Below are 25,944 nucleotides of genomic sequence, written 5' to 3' on the forward strand. Positions count from 1 at the left end.
TATCTGGAGAAGGAAGAGATTCAAGCGGTCGTAAAATACGCCAGCTACCACAAAGAAAAAAGCAAAGCTTGGAAAGAAAATGTCGGCAAGGTTGAAAACTGGACGTACAGCGAAACCCAGGATACGTGGACGTGCCCCGCCGGAGAAACGCTGCATTTCCTCAAAGAGAGCAAGGAGACTCTCCCAAGTGGCTACGAAATTCACAAACGTCATTACCGAAGCCAGAGCTGCGAGGGCTGTCCACTGAAGGAACGCTGCACGAAGGCCGCAGGAAATCGGGAAGTGGTTGTCAGTCTGGAGAGGCTGCGTTACCAGAATCAGGCTCGAGACCTCCTGCGAAGCGAGGAGGGTTACGCCCTGGCCGTACGTCGAATGACGGAACCGGAAAGTGTATTTGGACAACTGAAGAACAACCGGGGGTTCCGGCGTTTTCTGCTTCGCGGCATGGAAAAAGTGACGCTCGAGGTCGGTTGGCTTTCGCTTGCCCATAATGTACTGAAGCTAGCGGCAACGGACCAAAAACGCAGAGCAGCGATTCTCGAATAACAGGAGAATCGCTGCTCTGTTTAAATTTTAGACTTTTGAGAAGAGAATGAGCCTGTCACTACCAGTAGAATATCTACTTATGGGACAGCCCCCTCCCAAGGTCTCCGGTAAATCGTCTTACATCATGCCGCCCATGCCGCCCATGCCGCCCATGTCTGGCATGCCGCCGCCTTTTTCAGGCTCTGGCTTGTCAGCGATGACAGCTTCGGTGGTCAGGAACATAGCCGCTACGGATGCAGCATTCTGCAGCGCGGAGCGTGTTACCTTCGCAGGGTCAACGATTCCAGCTTCGAACATGTTCACCCATTCGCCGGTTGCAGCGTTGTAGCCGATGCCTACTTTTTCCTTCTTCAGACGGTCCACGATAACAGAACCTTCTTCGCCGGCATTCGCAGCGATTGTGCGGATCGGCTCTTCCAGAGCGCGCAGAACGATGTTTACGCCGGTTTTTTCGTCGCCGGTTACATCTACTGCTGCTACTGCATTATATACGTTCACAAGAGCTGTACCACCACCGGATACGATACCTTCTTCAACCGCAGCGCGGGTTGCGTTCAGGGCGTCTTCGATGCGCAGCTTGCGCTCTTTCAGTTCGGTTTCAGTTGCTGCGCCAACTTTGACTACGGCTACGCCGCCAGCCAGTTTAGCCAGACGCTCCTGCAGTTTCTCTTTGTCGAACTCGGAAGTGGTTTCTTCCAGTTGGGCACGGATCTGGCTTACGCGGGCATTGATGTCCGCTTTGTCGCCGCTGCCGTCTACGATTGTGGTGTTTTCTTTGGTTACGCGCACTTGACGTGCGTTACCCAGCTGATCAACGGAAGTGCTCTTCAGGTCAAGACCGAGCTTCTCAGTGATCACTTGGCCGCCTGTCAGGGCAGCGATATCCTGCAGCATAGCTTCACGGCGGTCGCCGAAGCCAGGAGCCTTAACAGCAACAGCGTTGAAGGTTCCGCGCAGTTTGTTCACGATCAGCATAGCCTGTGCTTCGCCTTCGATATCTTCAGCGATGATCACGAGCGGACGGGCCTGCTGTACGATCTTCTCAAGCAGCGGCAGGATTTCCTGTGTGCTGCTGATCTTCTTGTCAGTGATCAGGATGTACGGGTTGTCCAGAACAGCTTCCATTTTGTCCGTATCGGTAATCATGTACGGGGAAATGTAACCGCGGTCAAACTGCATACCTTCAACCACTTCAAGCTCAGTCAGGAAGCCGCGGGATTCTTCAACGGTGATAACGCCGTCTTTGCCCACTTTTTCCATAGCTTCAGCAATCAGCTGGCCTACTTCATCGTCGGCAGCAGAGATAGCTGCTACTTGAGCGATCGCCTGGGAATCTTCGATTGGCTTAGCGATGTTCTGCAGTTCAGCAACAGCTGCTTTAACCGCCTTGTCGATCCCTTTACGGATAACCATCGGGTTAGCGCCTGCAGTAACGTTCTTCAGACCTTCGCGGATCATAGCCTGAGCCAGAACCGTTGCAGTTGTAGTACCGTCACCGGCTACATCGTTAGTCTTGGTAGCTACTTCTTTAACGAGCTGTGCGCCCATGTTCTCGAAAGCATCTTCCAGTTCGATTTCTTTAGCGATGGTAACACCGTCGTTAGTGATCAGCGGGCTGCCGAATTTCTTCTCAAGGACTACGTTACGGCCTTTAGGACCCAGTGTAACTTTTACTGCGTTAGCCAGAGCATCAACCCCGCGGAGCATCGAGCGGCGGGCGTCTTCACTGAATTTAATTTCTTTTGCCATTAGTGTTAACCTCCTAGAAATTGTTGTAAGTGTTTAAAATCGTCTGAATCTTAAGTATATTTACCGCTATCCTTATAAAGGATCTTCTTAGTCAAGAATCGCGTGAATGTCGCTTTCTTTCATAATCAAATATTCTTTGCCTTCGTATTTGATTTCGGTTCCGGCATATTTCGAGAAGATCACGCGGTCGCCTTCTTTAACTTCCAGCGGTACACGCACTCCGTCTTTCAGAGCTCCGCTACCTACTGCGATAATTTTGCCTTCCTGCGGTTTCTCTTTGGAAGAGTCCGGAAGCACGATACCGAAAGAAGTGGTTTCCTGTTGCTCGCTTGCTTCTACCAATACGCGTTCACCTAATGGTCTGATCATGAAAAATAGCCTCCTTTGAAATTATGTGGTTTAGCTTGAAAACAACATTGGAATACAAAAATCTGCCCGGGACAACACCGGTTCGGCACAGCTGCTGCCTGCCGTTTCCGTAATACCCGGCAGTGTTAGCACTCAACCTTCTTCAGTGCTAACAACAATTTTTATGATACTCAACTTGAAGACGGATTTCAAGTCCTTTTACATAAAATCAGATCCAGATTGCGGAAAAAATATGGCTGAACGGGTTGTCCCTGCGCACACTCACATACATTCTATCCACCGGGAGGCAAAATATGCCTCCACGGCTCCAAAACCAGCCAGCAAGCTGTCAATGTCCCTGCTGCTTCACATAACGCGCCTCCCGCGCAGCATCCTCTGCGAGCTGTCTGCGGTAGACCAGCGCTGAAAGAAACACACTGAATTCATACAGTATAAGCAGCGGAATCGTGACCAGGAAATCCGAGATGAAATCCGGAGGTGTAATGACCACAGCAATAAAGACAAGCGCGAAATAAGCATAACGCCGCATCCGGCGCAGGCGCAGCGGATTAAGAACCCGCAGCTTGGTCAGAAACATGACGATCAGCGGCAGCTCAAATAGCAGTGCCAGCGGAATGCACAGGCTGAACATAAAGCTGAAGTACTCGGTAATCCCGTACGTCTCCTCCAGCCCCATGCTGCGGGTGATCGTGATTGTAAACGACAATGCCATGGGAAAAACAATATAGTAGGCAAACAATAAGCCCAATATGAACAAAATAGACACGTAAGGAACATACCGCAGCGCCGCACTCCGCTCCTCCGGCCGCAGCCCCGGGCTGATGAACGCCCACAGCTGGTAGACAATGAACGGCAGTGAGACGGCCAGCGAGACGGCCATAGCGATCTTCATATACATCCCGATGCCATCCCAAAAGGAAAAAGCATGCAGTATAAAACCCTGAGCCTGATCGGCATCTATCAGATACAGATATACGGGCCTTGCCGCGAACAATCCGCCGATCAGACCGGCTGTGAATACAAGCAGCACATAAATAATCCGTCTGCGCAGCTCAGTGAGATGATCAACCACCGACATTTCTTCCGATTCCAGAGACATGACTGACACCACCCGGATCCATATGTAAATTCCCCGCCAAAATGGCCTGTGTATAGCCGCAGGTTCAGAACCTCTGCAGCTCTCGTGTTTACAAAAAAAGGGGCGCCGCCCGGTCTGAAGCAGACTGAGAGAAACGCCCCCGCGTAGTTACACCTGTTATTCCGGCAGCTTCCGTTCCTGCGGAAGGTCTGCAGCTAATGTCTGCGGGGCCGGCGGTGCAGGAGCTTCACTGCGCCGAGCCGGTTCCGGCTCATTGATAATTTCACGTGCCCCGTCCTTGAATTCACGGAAGGTGCGTCCGACCGCCCGGCCAAGCTCCGGAAGCTTATTCGGACCAAAAAGCAGCAGCGCCAGGATCACCAGTAGAATAATTCCGGGAGCACCAATACCATTCAGCATTCGCTTTTCCTCCTCGCCCTTTGTCCGTTCATGATAGATTAAGCAACAGCTTAATAATACCATAACTTATGTCACACATCCAACAGCTAAAGAGCTGAGGCGTCAGGGCGGGGGCATCCGTCTCTTACTGGCGGTATTGTCCGGTTACCATAAGCAGCGCCTCCGGCAGCTGATCCATGATTGCCGCCAGGTTCTCATGCACTCCCTTGGGCGTTCCCGGCAGATTGACAATCAGCGTCCGTCCGCGTATTCCGCAAATACCGCGGAAGAGCATGACCGCACGGTTCTTCTGCATCACTGTGCTTCTCATCGCCTCCGACATTCCGGGCACCTCACGCTCAATGACCCGCCGGGTAGCTTCCGGCGTAACGTCGCGGATCGCCAGCTCGGTTCCGCCTGTAGTAAGCACAAGATCCGCCTTGAAATAATCGGTAAGCTCGATCAGCGCGGCAATAATCTCATCCTGTTCATCCGGTACAATTCTGACCTCGATAATCTCACCGCCAAGCTCCTCTTCCACCAGCTCGCGGATAACCTGGGCGCTGGTATCTTCCCGTTCGCCCCTGGATCCTTTATCGCTTGCCGTCAGGATTGCTGTTTTCCACGCCATAGGTTGTTCCTCCCTCTTATGTTCTATGTAAGGAAGGCCGCAATGTGCAGCCTTGCCGCACTTCTCTCTTGCAGTGACTAAGCTTCCAACTCGTAATTCCCGTTCTTCCCGCCGCTCTTGGAGACAAGCATCGTAGGTCCGATGACCATATCCTTCTGCAGCGCCTTGCACATGTCATAGACGGTCAGAGCCGCCGCCGAAACGGCCGTCAGCGCCTCCATCTCCACTCCGGTCTTTCCGGTCGTCTTCACGGTTGCTTCTATATAAAGTTCATCTTTGCTGTTGTCCGAGAAGCGGATGTCAACACCGGTCAGAGAGAGGGGATGGCACATCGGAATCCAGTCCGAGGTCTGCTTCGCAGCCATAATGCCGGCTACCTGTGCAACTGCCAGAACATCTCCTTTGCCGACGCTTCCAGACTTGATAGCCTCAAGCGTCCCGGGATCCATTGTTACCTTGCTTCTTGCAGCCGCAGACCGCTTGGTGACGTCCTTATCGCTGACATCCACCATACGTGCCCGGCCCTGCTCGTTAAAATGACTAAATTCCATGCTGTCTCTCCCTCCGGCAATCCATGACGCCGTCTTCCGTAATTAACAAGTCCATGTAAGCATCATGGTCGTCCATAGGCACTTCCTCAACCACCTGCCGGCCGAAAGCCAGACCAATCCATAAAGGGTCTTTCCCTTGCAGGGTAGCTTCAGTATCCAGGGTAGCCCTCAGACGGTCGTAATATCCGCGTCCGTAGCCCAGCCTTCCGCCCCGCCGGTCAAAAGCCAGCCCCGGGACGAAGATCACATCCGGCCTGGGCAGGTGCTCCTGCCTGTCAGCAGAATCAGCAGCCGGCTCCAGTATGCCAAAGGCTCCTGGTACAAGCTCCTTCCATGAGTGTACCGGATGCAGGCTCATCATTCCTGTGGCTTGTATCACACGGGGCAGCAGTACCGTGCAGCCCTCTGCCCAGGCGCCGGCAATCAGCGGGCGCGTATCCAGCTCCGAACGGAAAGGGACATACGCAAGCAGCGTCTTTACTTCTTCCCCTGCCAGCCTTTCCATCGCATGCCTGCAGACCAGAGAAGACAGTGCATTTCTCTGGTCCTCCGGCAGCATGCCGCGGGCGGCGGCAGCCGCTGCACGCAGCTCCCGCTTCCTTTCAGCGGGCAGGGCACTTTGGCCTGTCATGTGCAGCCGCCTCCCGTTTGTTTTTCCCTAGCTTATCATCGTTTGTAAACTCAGTTTACCACTCTTCTCCCCGGTTCGCCAAGGTTGCATCATTCCCTCTGTTAGACGAAACCACAAAACCGTCCCCCTCGCGCGGCAGAAGCTTTTCATGTAAACTGTAGTATAAGCAAGATATACAGCCGGGCCAGAGCGCCCGGGCGAATATGCAAGGGCGGAGGGTTCAATCAGTATGCTTCTTCAAGCGACAGGAATTTCGAAATCATATGGTATTCAAAGCGTGCTGGACGGCATCAGCCTGCAGGTGAACGAGAAGGAACGGGTCGGACTGGTTGGCGTTAACGGCGCCGGCAAATCCACCTTTCTGCAGATTCTTGCAGGCGAGATGTCCTATGACAGCGGGCAAATTCATAAATCCAAAGAGACAACCGTAGGCTACCTGGCCCAGAACAGCGGCCTGCAGTCGGACAAAACCATCCAGGAGGAAATGCTGGCTGTGTTTGCTCCCTTAATTGAAGCGGAAGCAGAGCTCCGGCAGATGGAAGCGGATATCGCTGACCCGAAGCTGGCCGATGATCCGAAGCGTTATGAAGATCTGCTGGAGCGTTACTCCAAGCGCTCGGACTGGTTCAAGGACCACGGCGGCTATGAAATGAACACCCGGATCCGCAGCGTTTTGCACGGTATGGGCTTTGGGGATTTCGCGCCGGATACTCCCATTTCCACACTCAGCGGCGGACAGAAGACACGGCTGGCACTCGCCCGTATTCTGCTGCAGGCTCCAGATCTGCTCATGCTGGATGAGCCTACAAACCATCTGGACATTGAGACGCTGACCTGGCTGGAGGATTACCTGCGCGGCTATGCCGGCGGCATTCTGGTCGTTTCCCATGACCGGTATTTCCTCGACCGTCTGGTTACAACAATCGTTGAAATAGAACGCCATCAGTCCCGCCGTTATACGGGCAATTACAGCCGCTATATGGAACTGAAGGCAGCGGAATATGAAATCCGCATGAAGCAGTATGAGAAGCAGCAGGAGGAAATCTCCCGGATGGAGGATTTCGTGCAGCGCAACATCGTGCGCGCCTCCACTACCAAGCGTGCCCAGAGCCGGCGCAAGGCACTGGAGAAGATGGAACGCATTGACAAGCCGCTCGGCGATCTCAAAAAAGCCAACTTCTCCTTCGAGCCTGATTTCATGTCCGGCAAGGAAGTGCTGCAGGTACGGGACGTTGCCGTATCCTTCAGCGAAGCATCTTCGCCGCTGTTCCGCAATGCCTCCTTTGAGCTGCGGCGCGGGGAGACGGCTGCGCTCATCGGGCCGAACGGGATCGGCAAATCGACGCTGCTGCAATGCCTGACCGGCACCCGCCAGCCGTCCGCCGGAACCGTCAACTGGGGAGCCAAGGTCAAAATCGCCTACTACGATCAGGAGCAGACACGCCTCAACCCGCGCAATACCGTGCTGGAAGAGCTCTGGAGTGAATATCCGATGCTGGAGGAGGCACGGATCCGCACCATCCTCGGCAACTTCCTGTTCAGCGGCGAGGATGTCCTCAAGAAAATCGCCGCCCTGAGCGGCGGGGAGAAAGCCCGGGTGGCGCTTTCCAAGCTGATGCTGCGCGGCGCAAATATGCTTATTCTCGATGAGCCTACCAACCATCTGGATCTGGTCAGCCGCGAGGTGCTGGAGGCAGCCCTCATTGATTTTGAAGGCACCCTGCTGTTCATATCCCATGACCGGTATTTCCTGAACAAAATGGCTGAGCGTGTCCTTGAGCTGCATCCCGGCGGCATTGACCAGTATCTCGGCAACTATGACGACTATATCGAGAAGAAAAAAGAGCTGGAAGCCATTGCCCTGGAGGAAGCCGGACTGCTTGCTGCCAAAGCCGCACGGATTGCCGATGCTGAAGCTGCGTCAGCCGACAGGGGCAGTGCCTCCTCCTATGAAGCAGATAAAGCGGCCAAACGGGAGGAGCGTAACCGTCTGCGGCGGATTTCCGAGCTGGAAGAAGCCATTGCCCGGCTGGAAGAGGAGATTGCCGTCATTGAGAATGAAATGACGAAGCCGGAGGTTTATCAGGATTATATGGCGCTCCAGCAGCATGAAAGCGACCTGAAGGAGAAAAAGCAGCAGCTCAGCGGACAGTTCGACGAATGGGAGAAGCTGGCTGACGAATAATGTAAACAGGTTAAATAATTTATTTTAAACTGTTTCCGATTTGTTCATAAATAGTTATCCACATGGCTATCCACAGTTTTCGTGTATAACCTCAAATAAAAAAAGCCCCTTGGGGGCTTTTTTTATGCATTAAATCAGCATTTCACCTGTCAAGTACTTTTTATCCACCGAATTGTCCACATTATCCACAATTTCCACACAAACCTCACATTGGAAAACTCCCCAATCCTCTGGTGCACGAAACAGGCGTTATTGCTGATTTTACACGGTTTTTACACAACCAGGGCGGAATATGTGGATAACGTTGTCCACAGCTTGACAAATCCTGCATTCGCTAAAATTCTACTTTTTCAGACAACATAATCTGCCGCAAACTGTCCAAAGCCGTCTGCACTGCCGGTTAGACAGCCGTCTCCTGGCCAGTTTCCGCGCGGGCGGAGAGCAGCGCCGCATTGCAGGCCGCTACATAGGCTATTCCCGCCGCCATTACGATATCCTGATGAATGGCCGTGCCTCTGAATTTGGCGCCGTTCCATTCTACCATGACCGCTGCTTCAGCCTGGGCCTGCTCTCCGCTGCCCAGCGAGTGCAGCTCAAGACCGGTAAATCCGATGCTCTCAGCAATCCCCAGACTGATCGCTGCAATCACTGCTTCCAGCGGGCCGCTGCCTGTGCTGGTATAGGCTTCCTCTGCGCCGCTCTGCAGATTACGCACGGTCACTGCAGCCACCCGGCGCGGCGCACTGCCGGCGAGCACCTGGACATCGCCAAGCTCATAGAACTGCGCCTGCTGTCCGGTCGTACTGCTGACCATGCGCAGCAGCTCGTCATCGCTGACTGCTTTCTGGCGGTCTGCCTTCTCCTTGAAGGATTCGTAGAGCGCATCCAGCTCTGCCGAGTCCAGGGCAACGCCGTATTTGGCGGCACGGTCCTTGAGCGCATGCCGGCCGGAGTGCTTGCCCAGAATAATCATGCTGCGCGGAATGCCCAGCCGTTCAGGGTCCATAATCTCATAGGTGCTGCGGTCCTTCAGCAGGCCGTCCTGATGGATGCCGGATTCATGCTGGAAGGCATTCCGGCCGACGACCGGCTTATTGAAGGCAATCGGGAAATGCATCGCCCCGCTGATCAGCCGCGAGGTATCATACAGCTTATCCAGCACGATTCCCGTCTCCGCGCCAAGCACATCCCCTCTTGTCTCAAGCGCCATGACCAGTTCTTCCAGAGCACAGTTTCCGGTACGCTCACCGACACCGTTCACCGTAACCTCGATTTGCGTTGCCCCGCCTTCAATGGCGGCCAGGCTGTTGGCAACGGCCAGCCCCAGATCGTTATGACAATGGGCGCTGAAGCTTACATTCTGTCCGCCTCTGGCACCAAGGCGTACGCGCCGGAACATCTCCCCATATTCCTGAGGCAGTGCATAGCCGACTGTATCCGGCAGATTAATGATGCTGGCGCCCTCCTCAATAACTGCCTCAACCATTTCAATCAGGTCATCGATTCCCGTCCGGGCCGCATCCATCGCGGTGAATTCCACCACATCGCAGAACTGGCGGGCATAGGCCGTCATTTCACGGGCGGCTGCAACAACCTCAGGCCGGCTCTTGCGCAGCTGATGCTGCAGATGAATATCGGAGGAGGAGATGAACAGGTGAATCCGCCGCCGCGCCGCATCCCGGGTTGCCCGGACAGCCGCATCGATATCCCCGCGGACCGCGCGGGCGAAGCCGCAGATCTCTACACCCTGCACCTTCCGTGAAATGGTCTCCACAGCGGCGAAATCCCCCGGGCTTGAGACCGGGAAGCCCGGTTCCAGCACATCTACTCCCAGCCCGGCAAGCTTGTGGGCCAGAACAATCTTCTGCTCAGGGGTCAAGCTGGCCCCCGGTGCCTGCTCACCGTCCCGCAGCGTCGTGTCAAAAATCTGAATACGTTTTTTTACCGGAATTATCATCATGAACCCTCCTGAAATGTAAGTTTAAAATAAGCTGCTCTTCCATTTGTGCAGGGCACACGTCGACTTGCCCCCTGCTTCTATTCCCGCCCACTGCTGCCGGCAGCACCCGATCCAATTGCAGTCATGTGCCGGGCCATAGCCCGGCTAACTGCAGAACAACGCTAAATTTCCCTACAAAGCAGGGCTTTACATGGAAGCTCACTCAGGTACTTTGCGGGTCCCCTAATAGCTTTCTGACAGGACAAAAAACCCGCCGTCTCCATAAAGAGACGGCGGGTTACCCCTCCGCGGTACCACTCTTCTTGACGCATCCGGCTTACCTTCAAGGTAAACCGCAAGCTGCGTCCAGCTCACCCCAGACCCGCTCTGGTCCATGCAGGCATGGTCAGGCAAGTATGAGTGTCCGGTAACGGGGACTTCCGTTGCAGCGTACATATTTTACTTCCGCCGCTCCGCTCCAGGGCGAGATTCAATGCCTCCAGGTGACTGCGTCGCACCAACCCGCAGCTCTCTGCACACCTTCATCATCTACTGCTCCCGTTCATCGCATTTCATCCTTATAAGCATACAAAAAAGCCTGCCGTCTCATTCAAGAGACGACAGGCTGTTCACCTTCGCGGTACCACTCTTGTTGATATCCCGGTTCAGCCGTATCAGGCCGTTTGGAGAATATCCACTCAATTGATCTGGCAAAAGCATCCGGATGACTTCAATCATCCTGCCATTGCTGACCACCCTTTCACGGAGGTTAGCCGTAGACGGTGTACGAAAGACCCGGCACACTAGCGTGCCGTTTAATGTTCTTCCGGAATTCGCCTCCAGAAAAACATCCCGCTTCCACCGCTCCGCTCCAGGACGAGTTCAGGTCTCCTTCGGCTGCGTCGCACCTACCCGCAGTTCTCTTAACCCGGAGTTCCCCTACTGCTTCTCTTCATCGCGTTTGGTTATTTGAATTGGGTTGATTATACTCTTCCCGTTTGAGGGATGTCAATAGGCAGACACAGACCACTGCTCCAGCGACAATCCGGGATCGGCAACCATATCGAGAGGTGTGCTGCCGTCATGCCGCCATTTCACATAAGCTGCCGCTCCGATCATCGCTGCATTATCCGTGCAGTATACCGCCGGAGGAATAATCAGCTCGATACCCTCTTTCTCACAGCGTGACACCAGTGCTTCACGCAGCCCTTTGTTGGCGGCAACTCCGCCGCAGAGCAGCAGCTGCCTGGCTTTATTGGCTTTGACTGCACGCACGGCCTTCTCCACCAGAACCTCCACAACGGACTCCTGAAAGCCCCGGGCAATCCCGGCCACATCCGGAGTCAGCCCCTTCATCTTACTCTGGTTGACCACATTCAGCACAGCCGACTTCAGGCCGCTGAAGCTGAAATCGTATGAATCGGGCTCAAGCCATACCCGCGGCAGCGCTACTGCCTCTTCCGCTTCATGAGCAAGCCGGTCGACATGCGGACCACCCGGATACGGGAAGCCCAGTGCGCGCGCGACCTTGTCGTAAGCCTCACCCACCGCGTCGTCACGGGTGCGTCCGATAATCCGGAACTCCCCTTCGCGCTCCATGTTCACCAGCTCCGTGTGCCCGCCGGATACAACCAGCGTCATACACGGATACTGCAGCTCCTTGACCAGCCGGTTGGCATAAATATGCCCGGCGATATGATGGGTGCCGATCAGCGGCTTGCCCCAGGCCAGCGCCAGGCTCTTGGCGGCCACGACACCGACCAGCAGCGCACCGACCAGCCCCGGGCCCTGGGTTACCGCAATGGCTGTAAGCTCCTCCGGCTGTACACCGGCAGCTGCCATTGCCTCTTCAATTACCAGGGTAATGACCTCCACATGCTTGCGGGAGGCAACCTCAGGTACTACACCGCCAAAAGCGCGGTGGGTTTCGATCTGGCTGGAGATGATGTTCGCCAGCACCTCACAGCCGTCCTTGACAACAGCTACCGAGGTTTCATCACAGCTCGTCTCGATAGCCAATATAAGTACAGGCGCAGTTGCGCCCGCTTCTGTATTCATTGCTGATCCACTCTTCCTTCCATCAGTCCCTGCTCCCCGTAAGCCGGCAGATCCGCCCACATAATCAGCGCGTCCTCCCGGTTGTCCGAATAGTAGCCCTTACGGGTTCCCGCCGGACGGAAGCCTTTTTTGCGGTACAGATTCTGGGCCACCTCATTCGAGACCCTGACCTCAAGTGTAATTGATTTCATGCCCAGGAAGCCTGCCGTTCTCATCAGCTCATCGAGCAGCCGCTCGCCCCATTTGCGTCCCCGGTAAGCCTCCAGGAGCGCAATGTTTGTTACGTGCGCCTCATCAACAATGGCCCACATCCCGGCATAACCGATGATGCGGCCCTGCAGCTCCATTACCATGTATTTGGCAAAATGATTATGTGTCAGCTCATTGCGGAACGCTTCCTCGGTCCACGGCATCGTAAAGGCTTCCCGTTCGATTACGAGAATTTCCGGAATATCTTCAAGCTTCATCAGGCGAAAAACAAGCTCATTCCCCTGATCTCCCACTATCATAGGCTCCGTCATACTTGACTTGTGCTCCCTTCACTGCTCCGGCGCAGATTGGCTTCCGCTTCAGAAAGCTGGGTATAGTTCGGGATTAACCCGTGAACCTCATCACTGCCAGCCAGCAGTCCTGCCTCACCAAGAAATCCTGCCCAGCGCCCTTCCAGCTCGTAAGGTACCGGCTGTATTTGAGCCCTGCCAAGCAGCGGCTCAAGGCTGGCACGGCTTGCATGCTGAGCGGTTTCACCTACGAACCACAGGATGCGCGGCCTGCTGCCCTCTGCCTCCGCCTGCTTCAGCCGCCCGGCAAGATGCGTTACCCAGTCAGCCATAAGCCGGATCGCATCCGGTTCAAGCCGCTGCGGAGCAGCCTGGCCATCAGCTGTAAACAGCCCGGTGTAAGCTTGCCCGCGGCGGGCATCGATCAGCGGGATGATCCAGTCGGGTCCATATCCGCCTTGTCCCGCTTCAGCAGCCGGGCCTTCCACCTGCTTCTCCAGCGCGGCAGCATAACCGCCCCAGGCCAGCGCATGCAGGCTGGAAACGCCGGCAACCGGCACCTTCCAGGCCCAGGCCAGTGTCTTGGCCGCAGATACCGCAATGCGCGTTCCGGTGTAAGATCCCGGGCCGACGCCGACAGCAATTCCCTTTAGCATGGATGCATCGGTAGCGCTGGCCTGCATTGCCTGCTCGATTATCGGGAGCAGATGCACGGAATGGTTCCGCTCTCCGGATGCATTAATCTCATGCAGCACCCTGCCTTCCTCCGTAACAGCTACGCCCAGAATGGCCGTCGAAGTATCCAGCGCCAAAAGCCGCTTGCGCGGCCCGTTATTTTCGTTCATCATCATTCGTTACCCCACTTCTGGATCAGCTCGCGGCACAGTCCGCCGTATGGCTCCCCGGCTGCCTTCACCGTGATCAGGCGTTCCTCCGGTCCGGCTGTTTCCATGTATAGATGCAGATGCTGCTGCGGCATCAAATCTGTAATGATACTGCTCCATTCCACCAGGCAGACTCCCTGCCCGTAGAAATATTCATCGAGCCCCAGCTCGTCCGCTTCCTGCGGGGAGATCCGGTACACATCCATATGGTACAGCGGCAGGCGTCCGTTGTATTCTTTGATAATAGTAAATGTAGGACTGTTGACAATCCCCTCTACACCCAGATGGCGCGCAAAAGCCTGTGAAAATGCCGTCTTGCCAGCACCCAGGTCACCATCGAGTCCAATCACCATGCCTGCCGATGCCGCACCGGCTATCGCAGCTGCAAGCATCTCCGTATCCTGAAGGCTGTGTGAACGGTAAGTAAATACCGTTTCAACATTATTGTCCAAGCTGCAACTCCACCTTATTTAGTATCCTTTAAAAGACATGAACCGACATAGCATAACAATACTTTTAATTATATCGGTATGCTACTTGTCCCGCAACAACCCCCTCTATTCCCGGCTGCCGGCCGTAAAGGATGAATGCGGCTGTCTGCTTGTCGCTGCCTGTTTTTTCTTCCGAGTGTGTCCGGAAAACAGGCTGTGCAGCACCATTCCGGCGATAATGACCGCAATTCCAATCCAGGACAGCAGAGAAGGCAGCGGTGCAGACAGAATCAGGATTTCCCCGATCAGCGCAAACAGCACCTCCAGCGACTGGGTGGCTTCCACCGCAGCCAGTCCGCTCATGCTGCCGCGGACCATATCCGTAGCCCGGAAAAACAGGACGGTGGCAATTACACCTGAGGATAGAGCGACAATGACAGACTGTCCGGTCTGCGGGCCGGAGGGCAGCCCGGTATCTGCCAGACCGATGAGCGAGATAATAAGCCAGAACGGCAGGCTGGCCAGTGTCATGCCGAGAATACGCTGGAACACGTCGAGCCGCTCCCCGCACAGCTCCATTGTCTTGCGGTTTCCAAGCGGATAAGCAACGGACGCGATCAGAACGGGGACTATGCCCAGTAGCACCTGTGACGGTTCAAGTTCACGGGCATGATCGGTCTGGAGCAGCGCTACACCAGCCAGAATGATCAGGGACAGCCCGAGGCCGCGCAGCGGAATCCTGCCCCGTTCATATACGCTTGCGCCTCCGGATCCGGCAACCCATTGTCCGAAGAACGGGGCCAGAAGTGAACCGGAGATAATGGTTATCTGCCAGGTTCCTGCGGTCAGCCAGCCTGGCGCATAAGCAGCCGCGAAGCAGATTGGCGCGTAGAACAGGCCAAAACCGACCGTTCCCCAGAGCAGCCAGGCCCCCGGGCGCTCCTTCATCGCTTCCAGCAGCGGCTTCAGCCTGCCGCGCCCCGCAACGATCGCTACCAGAAACGGGAGCGTAAACAGATAGCGCAGTGAGGCGCTCCACGCCCAGCTTCCTCCCGATAACTCCATCCGCCGGTTAAGAACAAAGGTTACCGCAAAAAACAACGCCGAACAGACGCCAAGTAAAATAGGACGCACGCTCATCATCTCTTTTCATCAAATTCACCTCCCCAATATAGGGTCAGGCTTTCGCCACCGTCAACCCTTGTGTCAGCTGTACGGCAGCTCGGTATTCACTTTGCCGTGAATGCAGCCGCCGGACAGACATCCTGCAGCAGCCTGCCCTGTTTATGAAGCACAGCAAAACAGAGCAGCCATCCCCCGTAATCCGGACAACGCTGCTCTGCCGCTGATTTAACACTTTAAAACCACTCGATAAAATCTCTATTCAGCTATAGTTGCACTCCGTACAATTAAACGGGCTACTGCAGTTATTTGCGCTGCTCCTCCAGCCGCTCTACCCCGACTGTATGCGTATTGGTTGGACGAGAGCCAACCTGTACCGTTGCCATGCCATTTTCCTCGTCCACACGCTCGATCCAGACCGATTCGCCGTCCAGATGAACCGGGATCATCTCCTTGGATGTATAGATATCCATCGCACGTTTTACGTCCATGATTCAAGTCTCCTTTGAAAGCATGCGCTTTATTTTTTAACAGTACTGTCTCAAAAAAATGGATCTTCCTGCACTTCATCCGCTTCAGGCTCACCGATGGTGTCATCGGCATCGAGATATCCGGCCTCCGGACCGGAATCCGTATCATCCGGATCGGCAATAATCCCGGCCCAGTCCACAACCTCGGCAGGAATATCCTGTTCGGATAAATCATCAAGCCATTCCTTGCGCCCCTTGCCCATGGTTCTTATCCCTCCGCTTTTCTCCATACATGACAGACATAACTGCCCGAACGCCGGCTTTTACAAGCCCGGCTTTATTTTTTCCCAGGACTCGCAAAAAATGCATCAGGGTAGAAACTGTGCCCGCACACCATACTAAACAGTAATTACATGATGGGGTTTTAGCTCAAACAGCACTTATATAGCACTTATAACTCAGGAGGCGATATCCATGCATACCGTCTGGAAAGGGGCCATCAGCTTCGGCCTGGTGCACGTCCCGGTCAAAATGTTCTCGGCAACCGAGGATAAAGACATTTCACTCCGTTACATCCATAAGGAATGCGGAAGCCCGTTGTCCTATGTCCGTAAATGCCCTGTATGCGAAAAGGAAGTCGGGTGGGAGGAGATCGGCAAGGGTTATGAATATGAAAAAGGCAAGTTTGTCCTGTTCGACAAAGAAGAACTGGAGCAGCTGACTGAGGAGAGCAGCAAGAGCATCACCATTCTGGATTTCGTGGATTTGACGGAAATTGACCCGATTTATTTTCAAAAAACCTACTACCTGTCTCCGGACCAGGCCGGCACCAACGCCTACCGTCTGCTGATGGAGGCCATGCGCCAGACAGGAAAAATCGGAATCGCCAAAATTTCCATCCGGTCCAAAAGCAGCCTGGCAGCCATCCGGGTGCTGGAGAATTGCCTGGCCATTGAGACGATTTTTTATCCGGATGAGGTGCGTCCTGTAACCCAGGTTCCAGGCCTGCCGGAAGCGGGAATTGTCAGCGACAAGGAGCTGGAAATGGCCAAGCTGCTGATCTCCCAGCTGTCCACTCCGTTTGAGCCGGGCAAATATACCGATGATTACCGCCAGCGGATGCTGGATCTGATCTCACACAAAATTTCTGGCGAGGAATTCCATATCGCACCCGCCCGCCAGGAGAGCAATGTAATTGACCTGATGGCCGCGCTGCAGGCCAGCATCGAGGCAGTTCAGCATATTCCGAGCGATCCCGGGACCGCTCCAGCAGCTGCTGCAGGCAAGCCCAAGACGGGCGCCGGTACCCGAAAAAGAACAGCCAAGGCCAGCGGCACCGAAGCGGCAGCCGGTACTCCTGTCCTCAGCGAAGCAACCGGACCCATTCCGGTCATTGCCCCCAAGACCAAACGGCGCAGCTCAAAAAGCAAAGAGACCGTATCCTGACGTGAACGGTCCGGCACCAAAGGAGGCGGTTTGATGGAACTGAAGCCTGTTACACCGTTCGAACCGGTACTTGCTGCGCAGCTTCCCTCCGGCAGCCAGTGGATTGCCCAGATCAAATGGGACGGGGTCCGCATGCTGTCCTATTATGACGGCAGCCGCATAGAGCTTGTTAACCGCCGAGGCAACCGTCGCACGATGCAATACCCCGAATTGACTGTGCAGGACCGCTATTGCCGGGCAGACAGCTTCATCCTGGACGGTGAGATTATCGCGCTGGTCGGCGGTAAGCCGTCCTTTCATGAAGTGATGCGCCGTGACGGCGTGAGAAGCGAAGCCGCAGTCCGCGCCGTGCTGCCGCAGGTTCCGGTACTCTATATGGTCTTCGACATGCTGTACTGCAGTGGCAGGTGGCTGCTGGATCAGCCCTTGTCCATGCGGCAGCAGATGCTGCAGGATATGCTGCTGCCCCATCCCCATGTGCAGAATGTGCCAAGCTACACTGATCCGGCCCAGCTGTTTGCTGCTGCCAGCAGCGGGGGGTTAGAAGGGATTGTCTGCAAAGACCTGGGCAGCACCTATGCTCTGGGCGGCAAAGACAAACGCTGGCAGAAGCGCAAGATCATCCTCGACGTAACCGCTGTAGCCGGAGGAGTCACCTTCCGGGACGGGATCGTTAATGCCCTGCTGCTCGGTCTTTATGACAATGAAGGCAGGCTGCACTATATCGGCCACGCCGGGGCGGGCAGAATGACCGCCATGGACTGGCGTAATCTGACTGCCCAGGCCCATAACCTGACTATACCTGCATCGCCTTTTGCAGCCATGCCGGAGCGCAGCAAGGATGCGGTATGGATCAGGCCGAGCCTGGTGTTCAAGCTGCATTTTCTGGAGTGGAACCCCTCCGGAACGCTGCGCCAGCCTGTCATCCAGGCACAGGTAGATCTGCCCGCTGAGTCCTGCCGCCTTGAGCAGAGAGGCTGAGCACTATTTTACAGGAGGTGAATCTGTATGCCGGCAGCCCTTAAAGGCACGATTACCATTGACGGACAGGAGCTTACGGTTACGAATCCCGAGAAGCCGCTTTGGCCGGAGATGGGGATTACGAAGCGGATCTATCTGCAGAAGCTGGCCGCCCTTTCGCCTTACCTGCTCAGCTACTGCAGAAACCGGCTGCTGACGGTTATAAGATACCCCCACGGCGTGCCCGGGATGTCTTTTTACCAGAAAAATGCCCCCCGGCCGCGGCCTGCATTTGTAAAAACAGCTGTGCAGGACGGGATCGAATATATTGTTCTGCATGGCTTGCCGGAGCTGCTATGGCTGGGGAATCTGGCCGCGCTGGAGTTTCATCCTTCCCTGCATTACGCCGGAAGCAGCCTGCCCTGTGAGTGGATGATTGACCTCGATCCTTCCCTTGAGGTGGAGCCGCGCATTATGGAAGCAGCATCTCTCGTGGGCGATGTGCTCAAATCACTGGGTCTGTCCTCGGTTCCCAAGACCTCAGGGGCTACAGGGGTACAGATTATTGTTCCGGTACAGCAGGGTATTACTTTTGAAGAGCTGCGCAAGACCGGACACTTTATCGGGCGTTATGTGACCGAGAAGCGTCCCGACCTGTTCACGCTGGAACGCCTGAAAAAGCACCGCGGTGACCGGATTTATTTTGATTATCTCCAGCACTACGGCGGCAAAACGCTGGCTGCCCCGTATACTCCCCGGGCACGCCCGGGAGCTACCGTGTCCACTCCGCTGCTGTGGGAAGAGGTTGCCCGCAACGTATCACCGCTTGATTATCATCTGCTGAATATTGAAGAACGGCTGAACCGCATGGGTGATCTTATAGCCAAGGTAGCGCCACAGCCCGTAGGCGAGATTGCTGCGAAGCTGCCTTGAAGCGTAGATCGGGCAGGGACAGCAGAGCCGCAGAACAGCATACAGACAGCAATAAGCCCGCAATGCCTATAATGGCTGCGGGCTTATCAGGCGTCCAGCTTGTGGACGGAAGGTATTGTTCTATATGAGAATTCGGTACAAAGAGCTGCAGGCACCGGATTGATTACTCTGACTTTCGTAAATATACCTTCCTTCGGACAGCGTATCCGTTCCCCCGGATCACGCTAGTGGATTGATTTCTTTTTGAAGCGGCCGCCTTTTACATCGTGGATGTTGCCAATTGCAATAAATGCATCAGAATCCCAGTCTTCTACAATGGATTTGAGCTTTGCTTCTTCCAGACGAGTAATGACAACAAAAATCACCTTTTTATTTTCACCGGAAAAACCGCCTTCGCCATCCAGATACGTTACACCACGCCCGAGACGCTCCGTCAGCGCTTCCCCGATGTCGCGGAACTTGTCGCTGATAATCCAGACCGACTTCGACTGGTCCAGACCTTCGAGTGTTACATCAATCATCTTGAAGGCAATATAATAAGCAATCAGGGAAAACATGGCATTATTCCAGCCGAACACAAACCCCGCTCCGGAAAGGATAAAGAAGTTGAAGAACATGACTACTTCCCCGACAGAGAATGGCAGCTTCTTCGCAACCAGAATGGCCACAATCTCCGTACCGTCAAGCGATCCCCCGTATCTGACAACGAGCCCGACCCCGACGCCCAGTATAACCCCGCCGAACACGGCTGCCAGCAGCGGCTCAACGGTAATCGGATTGACCGGATGCAGCAGCTGAGTACCGATCGACATGACAACGACCGCAAATAAAGTGGATAAGGCAAAGGTCTTGCCGATCTGCTTGTAGCCGATTATCAGAAACGGCAGGTTGAGCAGGGTCAGCAAAATACCGAGAGGAATATGAAAAATATGGGATAGCATAATGGAAATACCGGTTATTCCGCCGTCAATCAACTCATTGGGAACCAGAAAAATCTCCAGGGCCACCGACATCATCGATGCACCCAGCACCATCATAACCACCCGCCCGGCAAACCGCAGTCTGGCGGTCTTCAAGGATGCTTTCTGCGGCTTTTTCTGATCCTCATTCGTAAGGATTTGCTGGCTCACAGTCATAGAACTCCCCCTATAAATAAGTGTTCAAAGAATAACTGAAAGCATAAGGTTAAGCTATACTTTCTTATATTTCTTCTCGTACTTATATTATATCATAAAAGACGGCCAAATAAGGTATGGAACATATTCGCGCCTTAGAAAAGTTAAGGTTTAGTCCTATTTTTGGTCATAAAAGCGGAGATAACAGCTGACAAAGACCTTGAATCAACTTGACATTCCTGCTCCGCTTCATGAATTTTTCAGGGTCAATAAACTCGCTGTGCTTCTGGTCTTTTTCAAAGGCGGCGGCAAGCCGGGTAACCATATCCGGAGAGAACAGCACCGCAGTCAATTCAAAATTGGAATAAAAGCTGCGCATATCCAGATTGGCGCTGCCGGCCGTCGCCAGCAGATCATCCACAATCATCACTTTGGCATGCATGAAGCCCGCAGTATAGCGGTAGAATTTCACCCCGGCATCCTGCAGATTCTCCAGATACGATAAGGACGCAGCATAAACAAGCTTGTTGTCCGGTTTGGCCGGAATGATGATCCGCACATCCACTCCGCTCAGCACCGCGTTTTTCAGTGCCCGGCAGATCGCCGGATCTGGTATGAAATAAGGCGAGGTGATCCAGATCCGCTTTCTGGCCGCCGTAAGGGCGCCAAAAAACATCTCCTGGGATGCATCCACCGCGCCGTCCGGACCGCTCGCCACAAGAAGCACAGACTCCTCCCCGCTGCATTGATGATCCGGAAAAAAACGCGGATGGCTAAGCCAGTCTCCAACTGCCAGCTTCCAGTCCTTCAGGAATACATATTGCAGATCATATACGGCATCTCCCTCCAGCTTTAAATGAGTGTCGCGCCAGTTGCCCATTTTGGGGTCCTTGCCCAGATACTCATCTCCCACATTCATTCCGCCCGTAAACCCTACCAGCCCGTCGACAACCATAATTTTGCGGTGATTCCGGTAATTGAACCGGCGCTCCAGAAGCGATATCAGCGGCGGCAAGAAGAAATGAACCTCTACGCCGGCATTTTTCAGCGTCCGGATAAACCTTTTGCTCAGGGCATAGCTGCCCAGGCCATCGCACAAAAGCCGGATCTTCACCCCTTGGCGGGCTTTACGAACCATTACATCCTGGAAGCGGTCACCAATTTCATCATCGCGGAAAATATAAAACTCCATATGGATATGCTCCCGCGCCCCTTCCATTGCCTCCAGCATCGCCTCATACGCTGCCCCGGCGTTCGGCAGGATCCGGCAGCGGTTCCGGCCGGTAATCTTCATATCGGACAGCCCGGAGAGCAGACGGAGCAGGCTGCCCCGGCCGGCAAATTTGGGATTTCCGCATTCCTCCGTTTTTTTGATGATCCTGATTTTACTGCAGACATGTGTGCGGATTTCACTGCGCCGCGCCGGCGTACAGCGTCTGCCGATTCTGCGGCTCTGCCGATAATCGCGCCCGAGGAAATAATAGAACGCAAGACCTGCCGGGGGGCAGCAGAAGCTGAGAAATATCCAGGCCATCGCCCTTTGCGGACGGCGGTATTCGAGCAGCATAACAGCTGCAATCTGCAGTACAAAGAGAGCCAATAAGAGTGCAATAACAGTCAAGCCGTCACCTCCACAATCTCAATAAACAGCAGCCGGCAGCCTTTGATCCGCTGCCCGGGCAAGCTGATTCTAATACAGGTTTTGCCGGAACTCTTCCTCTTTATTCAATCAAACTGTTGTCATGTTCATCCAAAGGCCTGAATACATAGAGTAATAGGACAAATCGGATGAGCCCGCTGATTACAGAATTTCCGGATTCACAGCCAAGCACAAGGCGGCTGCGCAGCCGCAGAAAGGAGAAGCTATGAAAACCCAGCATAAGGATAACCGGATTACCCTGCTCGTTGTCCGTGAAGCCGGACGTCCGGTCAGACAGCTGCAGCTGTCCAAGCCGATGGCCCTGGCCCTGCCGGCTGCGGCTGCCCTATCTATTTCCAGTCTGGTCACCTCGATGCATTTTCATGCCTCACGTTCCATCGCTGAGCTGGAGGCGGAAGCCGCCTCCTTGTCGCTGGCCAATCTCCGGATGGAGATGAAGGTGGCCGACAAGGACCAGACGCTGCAGCAACTCCGCAACCAGGTCACGGAGCTGTCCGAAGAAGCCGAGGTAATCAAAGACAAGCTCAAAAGTGTAAGTGAGCTTGAAGCACAGCTGCAGTCGCTGATTGATGGCGAGGAGGCGACCGGTACACATTCTGGTACAGATTCAGATGCAGATATGGACTCTGCCTCTATCTCAGGGAATCCCCCGGTATCCGCTTCCGGAAATGCATTTGCGGTTACGGCAGCAGGACCGTCCGCAGGCTACAGAGCAGTTGCTTTGAATGCAGAACCGCAGGCAAGTTCTGCCGTCGCCTCCCTGCCGGCCATCAGCTTCCGTCTGGGAGCCATCTCGGGCGCAATCAGCAGCACGGTAACTCCGCAGGTAGGCGGAGAATATATCGCCGTCTATCAGGATGATCCACTGGGAATGGTACAGGAGGCACGCGATGACTATGAAGAAATCCGCAGCCTGCTGGATGAAATGCTGGCCAGCCTGTCCGCCACCATTACAGAAGCCAAAGAGGTCCGGGATGCAGAGGCCCAGCTTAAGGCCAGCCAGGCCCTCGCTGAGAAAGCACGTCTGGCTCCGGCCGTTATCTGGCCTACCCGTTCCAAGGTCATTACCTCCAGCTTCGGCTACCGTTCCGATCCCTTTAAGGGAATCTCCGCCTATCACTCGGGCATCGATATTGCCGGCAGTATCGGAGACCCCATCTATGCGGCCATGGAAGGTGAGGTTACAGCATCGGATCAAATGGGCGCAAGAGGCAAATATATTATTATCAAGCATGCAAATGGTCTCGAAACCTGGTACATGCATCTGAACAGCATGAGCGTCTCCGCCGGTGACAAGGTCACCAAAGGCGAGCAAATCGGTACGCTTGGCAATACCGGGCGCAGCACGGGGCCGCATCTGCATTTTCAGGTCATCAAGCAGAATAAAGCGGTCAACCCTTTGGGTTATGTCAAACAATAGAACAGGAATGAGAGGTGGATAAGCATGTGGAGTAAACGCAAGCACACTGCGCCATTTAGGTCAACGGATTCGCTGATCGGCCACGGCGGCAATCTGGAGGGCAAGGTACAGTGCGATACAAACCTGCGGATTGAGGGGAATTTCAGCGGGGAAATCCAATGCCAGGGGACCGTTACAATCGGTGAGCAGGGAACCGTACGTTCCACGATTAAAGCCAAAGAAATCATCATCGCAGGAAAAGTGTACGGTGACGTCACAGCGGATCAGCGGCTCACCATGACAGGTACTGGTCAGCTGCACGGCAATATTCTCGCAGGCACGCTGAGCATTATGGAAGGCTGCGTGCTGAACGGCTCTGTCGCCACTGCCGAACAGCCTGCCGTGCTGCTGGCGGACGTTCCCGCAGGGGCGGAGCTTGCGGACAAAGCCGGCAAGCGCGGATCCAAGCAGCAGGGCAAACGCGAAGCGGGCTAAGCGGGCGCTGCCCGTTTAGCCTCACTTTTTTTGTATAAGACGCCCTGTCTAGGCAGCCACATCTCTTTTGCTGAAGACAAACCAGGAAACCGCCAGAAACAGCACATAGTAGGCAGCCAGCACTGCAACCGAGAAGCCGAGGCTGACCCCTCCCGGTCCTGTTTCGCCAAACAGATACACCCGCAAATCCATATGAGTGAAAATCAGATATTTGGCCCACTCGAAGCGTTCAGGAGTAAAAAGCGTCGCGAAAATATTTTTGGTAAACATAATAAACAGTGACAGTCCGATCGCCAGACCGCTTGCGCGGAAGACACTGGAGACCATGAAGGCCAGCGCCACTGTAAGGAACAGTTCAATATAGCGGCAGAACAAATCCATGAACGAGTATGCCGCCGGACTCCATGACATCAGATCTGTAACAGTGGAGGAATCCGCTCTCGCAAAGATCAGCGATGATGTATAACCGAACGCGATCAGCACGGCTGTACTGAGCAGGCTGAACAGAATCAGGGATATATATTTTGAAAGCAGGATTTTGGAGCGGCTCCACGGGCGGATCAGCAGCAGCTTGATCGTCCCCCAGGAGAATTCTCCGGCCACAGCATCAGCTGCAATAACAACCGTAAAGATGGTATTCAGGAAAAAGGAAATACTGACTGTCATCTGAAAATTATCCCATACCCCGGTTCCGGACGGATCAGAGCTGCTTGTAAAATAAATCAGTGCCGGAAACAGCGCACTCATGAGTCCCAAAATAAACAGCATCACCCATGTGCGGACACGGCTGTAAATTTTGATATTCTCATTATGTATGAGAGCTGCGAACTCACCCAATGCCTTCACCTCCGGTAATCTCCAGGAATTGATCTTCCAGTGACCGTGACAGCGCCCTGATGCTATATACTTTGAAGCCTGCCGCCACAAGTCTTGCATTCAGCTCAGCAATGTCCTCACGCGCGGCCACCACGGAGATCCCCCCGTTTTTTAACACGCCCTGCCCCAGCACGGCCAGCGCACCCTCAGGATCATCAACCTCAAACAGCGTTTCCGTGACCGGCAATACAGAGTCTCCTACTGCTTTCAGCTGCTTGACATCAATCAGCCGGCCGTTCTGGATAATGGCCACACTGTCACACATCAGCTCCATCTCGGACAGCAGGTGGCTGGAGACAAATACGGTCGTCCCCTCCTCCTGGCACAGCCGCCGCAAATAATCGCGCAGCTCCCGGATGCCCTGGGGATCAAGACCATTTGTCGGCTCATCAAGGATCAGCAGCTTCGGCCGGTGCAGCAGGGCCTGGGCCACGCCCAGCCGCTGGCGCATGCCGAGCGAGTAGGTTTTGACTTTGTCGTTAATTCTCTGGCCGAGCCCGACCAGCTGCACAACCTCATCAATTCGCTGCTTCGTAACACCGGGAACCATCCGGGCGTACTGGCGCAGATTCTGGTACCCGCTCAGGAACTTGTACATTTCCGGATTCTCCACGATCGCGCCGACATTGGCCACAGCCTCTTCAAAATGATCCTTGATGCTGCGTCCGCAGATCAGAATATCACCGCGGCTGATCGAGATCAGACCGACCATCATGCGGATCGTAGTTGTTTTCCCGGCGCCGTTGGGCCCAAGAAACCCGAAGATCTGTCCGGGCGGAATATCCAGCGTCAGATCACTTACCAGCGTTTTGGAGCCGATTTTTTTGGTTACCCCCATCAGGCTGGCAACAGGCTTATTCGCCGATTCTGCCGTAAGTGGCATTTCTTCACTTCCTTTCTTTCGTTTATAAAATGAAATATTCAAATCTCCAAGCAAGGTTCAAGTCATAACTCCGGGGATTGGTTGGATTTCAGGCTGCTGTTGGTGTACAGAATAGATTTGAAGTTTTCATTACGGGATGGCCGTGACTCCAGGGAATGGTTGGACTTCCAGCCGCTGTTGTCTGCAGATTTCTTGATCTTACTCGCTGTTCGCGGTAGAAATCCGCAGACTGCCTATGCTTCCGTAGCGAGCTTTTCTGCGAAAAGCTTTCAGACGGACGCTCCGCTCTTCCAGTTCCAAAATTCCCTTCCGCCACTTTTTCCTTCTTGTTAATTTTTAAGTCCTAAATCTATGAACAAAGGCAAAAGCAGCACTTCTAAAGTTCCATATTTCTCCTACGTTACTCTTACCTTGCATATATTTTGAAAAATTTCATTTTATATATTTTCTATATTACCACATCTTACCTTTTTCCTGAAAATCAGGGAAAAGGAAGAGCTAACTAACTAATAGACGGCTAATATGACGGTAACACTGCATATATAGAAAAATTTTAATAAGAATGTCGCTCCATCCTCAGTACCCCTCTACCTATAAACCCGAATTAACCGCCGCCAATCTTTAAATAGGACAA

The 25,944-nt window shown here is 54.2% G+C and carries 26 protein-coding genes and 1 other annotated feature; of the genes, 7 read left to right on the plus strand and 19 right to left on the minus strand.

Features of this window, described 5'->3' with window-relative positions; genetic code table 11:
• Positions 1 to 546: transposase (locus M2108_RS15570; RefSeq protein ID WP_277470314.1), on the plus strand; the 546-nt coding region annotated here is incomplete at its 5' end.
• A gap of 117 nt (positions 547 to 663) precedes the next feature.
• Here M2108_RS15570 and groL read toward each other — a convergent pair.
• The 7 genes from groL to M2108_RS15605 all read right to left on the minus strand — a co-directional run bounded on the left by groL (position 664) and on the right by M2108_RS15605 (position 5,954).
• A complete protein-coding gene (groL, locus tag M2108_RS15575) occupies positions 664 to 2,295 on the minus strand; it encodes a chaperonin GroEL (RefSeq protein WP_277470315.1) in 1,632 nt (543 codons plus the stop codon).
• Between the two features lie 87 nt (positions 2,296 to 2,382).
• A complete protein-coding gene (groES, locus tag M2108_RS15580; protein WP_068720745.1) occupies positions 2,383 to 2,664 on the minus strand; it encodes a co-chaperone GroES in 282 nt (93 codons plus the stop codon).
• 328 nt (positions 2,665 to 2,992) lie between these two features.
• Positions 2,993 to 3,763: a twin-arginine translocase subunit TatC gene (gene tatC / locus M2108_RS15585; RefSeq protein WP_277470316.1), complete on the minus strand. Its 771-nt coding sequence runs from the start codon at positions 3,761 to 3,763 to the stop codon at positions 2,993 to 2,995.
• Positions 3,764 to 3,919: 156 nt separating this feature from the next.
• Positions 3,920 to 4,162, minus strand: a complete 243-nt coding sequence (gene tatA / locus M2108_RS15590; RefSeq protein WP_198536442.1) for a twin-arginine translocase TatA/TatE family subunit — start codon at positions 4,160 to 4,162, stop codon at positions 3,920 to 3,922.
• Positions 4,163 to 4,286: 124 nt separating this feature from the next.
• Positions 4,287 to 4,772: a MogA/MoaB family molybdenum cofactor biosynthesis protein gene (locus M2108_RS15595; RefSeq protein ID WP_039870183.1), complete on the minus strand. Its 486-nt coding sequence runs from the start codon at positions 4,770 to 4,772 to the stop codon at positions 4,287 to 4,289.
• A 77-nt stretch (positions 4,773 to 4,849) separates the two neighbouring features.
• Positions 4,850 to 5,323: a cyclic pyranopterin monophosphate synthase MoaC gene (gene moaC / locus M2108_RS15600; RefSeq protein WP_277470317.1), complete on the minus strand. Its 474-nt coding sequence runs from the start codon at positions 5,321 to 5,323 to the stop codon at positions 4,850 to 4,852.
• Positions 5,313 to 5,954 carry a 5-formyltetrahydrofolate cyclo-ligase gene (locus M2108_RS15605; RefSeq protein WP_277470318.1) on the minus strand — a complete coding sequence of 214 codons (642 nt, stop codon included), beginning with the start codon at positions 5,952 to 5,954 and terminating at the stop codon, positions 5,313 to 5,315. Before M2108_RS15605 ends, moaC begins: the two co-directional genes overlap by 11 nt.
• Positions 5,955 to 6,183: 229 nt before the next feature.
• Here M2108_RS15605 and M2108_RS15610 point away from each other — a divergent pair, with 229 nt between their 5' ends.
• A complete protein-coding gene (locus M2108_RS15610; protein ID WP_277470319.1) occupies positions 6,184 to 8,139 on the plus strand; it encodes an ABC-F family ATP-binding cassette domain-containing protein in 1,956 nt (651 codons plus the stop codon).
• 400 nt (positions 8,140 to 8,539) lie between these two features.
• On the opposite strand, the gene M2108_RS15615 is transcribed toward M2108_RS15610, so the two are convergent.
• The 8 genes from M2108_RS15615 to M2108_RS15650 form a co-directional block, all read right to left on the minus strand.
• Positions 8,540 to 10,096, minus strand: coding sequence for a 2-isopropylmalate synthase (locus tag M2108_RS15615; RefSeq protein ID WP_277470320.1), 1,557 nt, complete (start codon positions 10,094 to 10,096; stop codon positions 8,540 to 8,542).
• 265 nt (positions 10,097 to 10,361) lie between these two features.
• Positions 10,362 to 10,653 (minus strand) — a binding site (T-box leader).
• 433 nt (positions 10,654 to 11,086) lie between these two features.
• A complete protein-coding gene (gene tsaD / locus M2108_RS15620) occupies positions 11,087 to 12,136 on the minus strand; it encodes a tRNA (adenosine(37)-N6)-threonylcarbamoyltransferase complex transferase subunit TsaD (protein WP_277470321.1) in 1,050 nt (349 codons plus the stop codon).
• On the minus strand, positions 12,133 to 12,657 hold the full coding sequence (gene rimI, locus M2108_RS15625; RefSeq protein WP_277506236.1) for a ribosomal protein S18-alanine N-acetyltransferase: 525 nt from the start codon (positions 12,655 to 12,657) through the stop codon (positions 12,133 to 12,135). The genes tsaD and rimI overlap by 4 nt, the downstream gene beginning before the upstream one ends.
• Positions 12,654 to 13,484, minus strand: a complete 831-nt coding sequence (tsaB, locus tag M2108_RS15630; RefSeq protein ID WP_277470458.1) for a tRNA (adenosine(37)-N6)-threonylcarbamoyltransferase complex dimerization subunit type 1 TsaB — start codon at positions 13,482 to 13,484, stop codon at positions 12,654 to 12,656. Before tsaB ends, rimI begins: the two co-directional genes overlap by 4 nt.
• The gene (tsaE, locus tag M2108_RS15635; RefSeq protein WP_277470323.1) at positions 13,484 to 13,972 is read right to left on the minus strand and encodes a tRNA (adenosine(37)-N6)-threonylcarbamoyltransferase complex ATPase subunit type 1 TsaE; all 489 of its coding nucleotides are present in this window, start codon (positions 13,970 to 13,972) and stop codon (positions 13,484 to 13,486) included. Before tsaE ends, tsaB begins: the two co-directional genes overlap by 1 nt.
• Positions 13,973 to 14,077: 105 nt before the next feature.
• A complete protein-coding gene (locus M2108_RS15640; protein ID WP_277470324.1) occupies positions 14,078 to 15,085 on the minus strand; it encodes a DMT family transporter in 1,008 nt (335 codons plus the stop codon).
• A 293-nt stretch (positions 15,086 to 15,378) separates the two neighbouring features.
• Complete coding sequence (locus tag M2108_RS15645) at positions 15,379 to 15,564, minus strand: H-type small acid-soluble spore protein (protein ID WP_277470326.1); 186 nt, start codon at positions 15,562 to 15,564, stop codon at positions 15,379 to 15,381.
• A 50-nt stretch (positions 15,565 to 15,614) separates the two neighbouring features.
• Positions 15,615 to 15,806, minus strand: coding sequence for a hypothetical protein (locus tag M2108_RS15650; RefSeq protein ID WP_280777083.1), 192 nt, complete (start codon positions 15,804 to 15,806; stop codon positions 15,615 to 15,617).
• Positions 15,807 to 16,017: 211 nt separating this feature from the next.
• On the opposite strand from M2108_RS15650, the gene ku reads away from it, so the two are divergent.
• The 3 genes from ku to ligD are packed head-to-tail and all read left to right on the plus strand — an operon-like array spanning position 16,018 to position 18,882.
• Positions 16,018 to 16,989 carry a non-homologous end joining protein Ku gene (gene ku / locus M2108_RS15655; protein ID WP_277470328.1) on the plus strand — a complete coding sequence of 324 codons (972 nt, stop codon included), beginning with the start codon at positions 16,018 to 16,020 and terminating at the stop codon, positions 16,987 to 16,989.
• Positions 16,990 to 17,022: 33 nt separating this feature from the next.
• The gene (locus tag M2108_RS15660) at positions 17,023 to 17,970 is read left to right on the plus strand and encodes an ATP-dependent DNA ligase (protein WP_277470329.1); all 948 of its coding nucleotides are present in this window, start codon (positions 17,023 to 17,025) and stop codon (positions 17,968 to 17,970) included.
• Positions 17,971 to 17,997: 27 nt separating this feature from the next.
• Positions 17,998 to 18,882 (plus strand): non-homologous end-joining DNA ligase, encoded by an 885-nt coding sequence (ligD, locus tag M2108_RS15665; protein WP_277470330.1) that lies wholly within the window; start codon positions 17,998 to 18,000, stop codon positions 18,880 to 18,882.
• A 224-nt stretch (positions 18,883 to 19,106) separates the two neighbouring features.
• Here ligD and M2108_RS15670 read toward each other — a convergent pair whose 3' ends face one another.
• Positions 19,107 to 20,018, minus strand: a complete 912-nt coding sequence (locus tag M2108_RS15670; RefSeq protein WP_277470331.1) for a YitT family protein — start codon at positions 20,016 to 20,018, stop codon at positions 19,107 to 19,109.
• Between the two features lie 166 nt (positions 20,019 to 20,184).
• Positions 20,185 to 21,618: a cardiolipin synthase gene (gene cls / locus M2108_RS15675; protein ID WP_277470332.1), complete on the minus strand. Its 1,434-nt coding sequence runs from the start codon at positions 21,616 to 21,618 to the stop codon at positions 20,185 to 20,187.
• A gap of 244 nt (positions 21,619 to 21,862) precedes the next feature.
• On the opposite strand from cls, the gene M2108_RS15680 reads away from it, so the two are divergent.
• A complete protein-coding gene (locus M2108_RS15680; protein WP_277470333.1) occupies positions 21,863 to 23,077 on the plus strand; it encodes a peptidoglycan DD-metalloendopeptidase family protein in 1,215 nt (404 codons plus the stop codon).
• Positions 23,078 to 23,101: 24 nt separating this feature from the next.
• Entirely contained in the window at positions 23,102 to 23,551 is a 450-nt protein-coding gene (locus M2108_RS15685; protein WP_277470334.1) for a bactofilin family protein, read from the plus strand.
• 48 nt (positions 23,552 to 23,599) lie between these two features.
• Here the strand turns inward: M2108_RS15685 and M2108_RS15690 are convergent, their stop codons facing one another.
• Together M2108_RS15690 and M2108_RS15695 are read right to left on the minus strand one after the other, a co-directional pair.
• Positions 23,600 to 24,388: an ABC transporter permease gene (locus tag M2108_RS15690; protein ID WP_277470459.1), complete on the minus strand. Its 789-nt coding sequence runs from the start codon at positions 24,386 to 24,388 to the stop codon at positions 23,600 to 23,602.
• Entirely contained in the window at positions 24,381 to 25,310 is a 930-nt protein-coding gene (locus M2108_RS15695; RefSeq protein WP_277470335.1) for an ABC transporter ATP-binding protein, read from the minus strand. Before M2108_RS15695 ends, M2108_RS15690 begins: the two co-directional genes overlap by 8 nt.
• Between the last annotated feature and the right edge of the window lie 634 nt (positions 25,311 to 25,944).

The sequence above is a fragment of the Paenibacillus sp. PastM-3 genome, from assembly GCF_029893965.1.
Lineage (GTDB): Bacteria > Bacillota > Bacilli > Paenibacillales > Paenibacillaceae > Paenibacillus_AQ.